Here is a 4,535-nt window from a genome sequence, read left to right as displayed (position 1 = left end):
AGTAATTGATACTGATGGCGATGGTATTCCTGATAAAGATGATGCGTGCCCTAAAATAGCTGGTCCTGCTAGCAATAAAGGGTGTCCTGTAAAAAAAGTTGTATCTCAGGACGCTATTAAACAATTGAATAGTTATGCTAAAACTATTTTGTTTAACTCTGGAAAATCTAGTTTTCAACAACAAACTTATCCAATATTACAAAATATAACTTCTATCTTAAAAGAATATCCAGATGCTCAATTCAGTATTGAAGGTCACACAGATAGTGATGGGAATAATGATGCAAATCAAACTTTATCAGAAAATAGAGCTTCTGCTGTTAAAAACTATTTAGTTAAAAATGGTATTGCATCCACTAGATTAACTTCTGTAGGTTATGGAGAAACTAAGCCAGTGTCTTCAAATAAAACTGCTGCTGGAAAAGCTAAAAATAGAAGAACTGAAGTGATATTAGTGAAAGTGATATTAATGGACTAAATTTGATTTGAATTTATCCGAAAATTGATTATAATTTTTATAGATAAATACCTATATTAAACAGCATTGAAATTTTTTTGATGCTGTTTATTTATGTGTGCTACATTTATCATATAACTATAGGGTGTAAATCCCGAACTAGCCAGCCAATGGGAATTGTTAGCCAAGAGCAAGGGTGTTAAGGGTAACCTTAATTCTGAAGGAGGTTGGCGACAAAACCGTGATTGAACGAACAGAAACATAATATAAGGCTTACTCTGTGGGTTAATTAACGATGAACTCAAAAAAATATTGGTCAAGTTGGACACTCCGAACATCGTTCAGTTTCCAACTTCTTAACCGATTTTATTGATGGGGTTGCAGTGCACTTTTTTTAACAAAAAACCTTCTCTGAAATATGAAATTATTAAGGCTAACCTCACGGCGAACAAATGGGTTTTTGTACAGGATTGGGCTTAGGGGTTGATTTCTAGTTTGTTTTTTCGAAGAAGTTCCAAAAAGTTGTGGTTTTTTTGTGGAAATCTGAGTAATTGGTTATGGGTTACCCCTAAAGGTGGAAATAGGAAGAGTTAATCGGTGAGGAATTATGGATTAACGGTACAATTAAATTAATCTTGTTTTCCGTCTGGAGTTGATTTGATATAGGTAGGCTATGTAATCGGGTAGTTCTATGAGGGGTAGCAGGCCGACGGGTTCTAGGGGCATTGGGTGTAAATATATTTCCGAGATGTGTTTGTAGTGAAAGCTATTTCGTCGATAATTTGTATGACAATTCAATGATTATAGATGATACCAGTACTTGTTCATTATATGTCTCACTATATGTCCGCCACCTGTTCATTTCTAGTTCGTTATTTGATACATTTTTTTGGGGAGATTGTTGGCTTTTTTTTGAACTGGCTCTCTTGATATGAAAAATCAAAAAGGAATATTATACTTCCCTTATAAGGATTGTACGAAGGCTTGTATTTGATGTAGCCTTTGTCGTTTAAATCTCTCATACACTTGTGGTAGGTTGCTTTGGAACTGATTTTACAAATGCGCATTACTTCGTCACGGGTGATACTTATGGGGTTTTGGAAACGGTTGATATTCCAGAACTGAAACAGTGCAATGTATAAGCTGATGTGAGTAGGGTTGAGGTTCCGGTCCTGGATGATGCGGTCGAAGAAACCCGTGAGGTGTTTGATGTAGTTCATAGTTTTTATTTTGTGCGTTTTAATTGCAAAAAAGGTCGGGTGATATGGGCTGATGCCATAATTTTTGTTTAAGATTGATGCCCTTTAGTTTGCTTTCACAAAATTCAGTTGCCTAAGTTGAATTTTATCCCAATGGCCTTCGTAGTACGAAAAAATTTAACATTTAAAAATGCTAATGCCTTGGTTTTACTGGATAACTATTTGAAAAAAAACAAGGAAGTTGAAATATTTGGGGAAACACTTATACTTGATTTAAATTTTGGATTGCCATTAGCATAAAAAAAGCAGTAAATCCTAATTAAAATAAGGCTTTACTGCTTCTGTTTTCGTAGGTACGATTTACTGGGAATCTTGCGGATATCAGATTTGAGATTAAAGAATGTATAAACATCGTGTCTGAAATCTAATTTTTATATTCTGCCACCTGCCACTACCTGCCACTACCTGCCCTCTGAAATCTGCCTTCTATGATCTAAAATCGTAAATCTGCAATCAAATATCAAGCATCTTCTCTTGCCATTTTTTGTTGTAAATTCAGGGTTAATTCTTCCAAAAATTTTGTCTTGCTACTTTTGCGGGCTTTGATTTCGGTGTAGGTTTTATATACATTTTCTAATTTGATGTTGAAAAAATCTTCAAAGGATGACGTTATCATATTGATGTCCGCTGCGCCGTGATTGATTGCCCCATTCGAAAATAGGGCATAAATCAATTCTGTCAAGGCTGTTTTTGGCCCTGTCCATACCAAAACTTTGTGCTTTTTTTCTTCAAAGATTTCGGAATCATCCACTTTCAGTCTTTTTAGTGCTTGCCGGATATAATGAATAAAACGGTACATCGCTTTGACCTTAGCCCATAATATGTCTTGTGAAGTGGAGAATTCCGGAAATTGGTAATAATCGGTCATTGGCGTAAACGGAAAATTATTCCGATGGTTTCGGGTAAAGAATTGATGATCCAGATAACTGTATCCCTGTTCCATATAATGTACAAAATCAGCATTGCGATAAAAGAACTTATTGATTTTTCGCAATTCTTTTTGAAGGAATTGGACTTTATAGGTGTTGCCAGCTTTCGGCATTCTTAATTCACAAGATCGAACTTCGGTGAAATAAATCAATAAACTCATTGGGATTGGCTTGATATTTTTGAAGAAATCAATTTCTTCAGGAACGGTGTTGAAATCTCTCTTGTCAACCATTTCTTTTAATTCAGATAATGTTTTATTGCATAATAGAATGCCATTGCTTGCCTTGGTTAGCATCATTTCGTTTGCTTCTAAAATTTCATTACAGGTGTTGTTAAATGACTCAATTGTTTTTTTTAACATCTTTTAAAAATTAATTGTTGCTCAATCTCCTTTAGTAGTTATCGCGAGTGATTTATAATCATTTTGTAATGTGTTCATCAGCTCCATATTGAAATTATCTCTGGTTTGAATATAGGCCACTTTTGGAATTATTCTTGCACCTAGTTTTCTTTTTTCAAAGGAAGCAGACATTCCAAAATCTATTTTTGGGAATAGTAATTTATTGGCTCGCTTTATAGTTTGAAACAGTAGTTGCCTGTAGAGTTGATATTCTTTAGCCCACCTATAGTCCATTCCTACTAATTCAGGAACATAAGTATGCTTGTTGTTTTTGTAGCAAAACATAACTCCAATAAATGGTGTTTCGCTGTTGTTTTTTAGTGCCAACAAGATAAATTCCCAGTTGGGACTTTGATTCATGTTTTCGAAAACCTCTTGGGAATATCGGAAAGTATTGATGGCATAATTATTATTTTTGACGTTATTGTAAAGTTCGTAGGCTCTTTCGATTTCTGTTTTGTTTAATTTGTCTTTTATTACCACATCATAGTGTCTTTCAAATGGCAAAATTTCTTTGCTGAAATGTTTTCGGGAACGCGGGGACAACTCTTTTGCATACTCCTCGTAGGTAGTCCAGTTTTCATTTTGAACCACACAGGATTCGGGCATATTTATTTTGAAATAGCCTTGTTCTTGGATTGTTTTGTTGTATTTGTTGTCTTCTTCAAAGTCTCTTAGTACCAACATATCGGCATTTAAAGCATTGTAATTTTCTTCCAATTTATCCAGTAGTAATTTTAAGGCATTTTCAGCTAGAGGATGTTCTTGATTGATGTAGCAATGATTCCCTTCCGTGAATAAACAGCCCATACTTAGTACTTTTGAAGTGAGGTAAAACGGATTTGTTTTTCTTATTTCTTCCAGTTGAATGGAAACAGATTCTGTTGCCAGCATATCGTCTTTCCAAATGGCGACGGTACAAAAGGTCATTAGTACCACGTTACCCACGTTATCTTTGATGGTATAGTAGTAAAAATCCCATTGGTTCGTTGGTTCTGTGTGGTTCTTGAACGTATTTTCCAAATACATCATTCCTTCCCAATCGAAAATATTTTGTTTTCCCATACACTGATCCCAATGCAATTTTGACACGTCATTGATGGTGGTTTTTTCTTCAATACCAAGTTCTTGTATTTGTGGTTCCAAGACCATTTCCGGTTTTTCGGCAGGCATTCCAAAAGCCTTTCTTATTTTGTATTCGCTGTTGTTTGTTTCTTCCAAAGCTTTGGGGAAATGGTATTCCATCGCTTCCGCCAATGCCTTGATATCCTGTTTGTGATTATGGGCAGATAGCGTAATTCTAATTCCCGTATTCTTGATGGGCACCGCAGGATATATCCCTAAATTCAGGAAAAAGCCTTCCTGGAACAAGCGATGCACAAAGTTATAAGCCGTTACGGGTGTACCCATTCCCAAGAAGAAAACCGGAGAATCGTTTTTGGATATTATGGGCAGGTTTCCGTTGGTCAGCAATTGGTTAAAATAGGCT

General features: G+C 35.4%; 3 protein-coding genes. 1 reads left to right on the top strand and 2 read right to left on the bottom strand.

The annotated features are described in order from the left end of the window. Positions 1 to 478 (top strand): OmpA family protein (locus PHC28_RS15920; protein ID WP_300102929.1); only part of this gene is annotated, 478 nt, incomplete at its 5' end. Positions 479 to 2,176: 1,698 nt separating this feature from the next. Here PHC28_RS15920 and PHC28_RS15915 read toward each other — a convergent pair. Next, positions 2,177 to 3,007 carry an RteC domain-containing protein gene (locus tag PHC28_RS15915; protein ID WP_300102927.1) on the bottom strand — a complete coding sequence of 277 codons (831 nt, stop codon included), beginning with the start codon at positions 3,005 to 3,007 and terminating at the stop codon, positions 2,177 to 2,179. 21 nt (positions 3,008 to 3,028) lie between these two features. Beyond that, a partial coding sequence (locus PHC28_RS15910) for a GNAT family N-acetyltransferase (RefSeq protein WP_300102924.1) occupies positions 3,029 to 4,535 on the bottom strand: 1,507 nt, incomplete at its 5' end.

Source organism: Flavobacterium sp., from assembly GCF_028712645.1.
Lineage (GTDB): Bacteria > Bacteroidota > Bacteroidia > Flavobacteriales > Flavobacteriaceae > Flavobacterium.
Note: the sequence above shows the minus strand (reverse complement) of the source record. Positions and strands in the feature narration are given on the sequence as shown.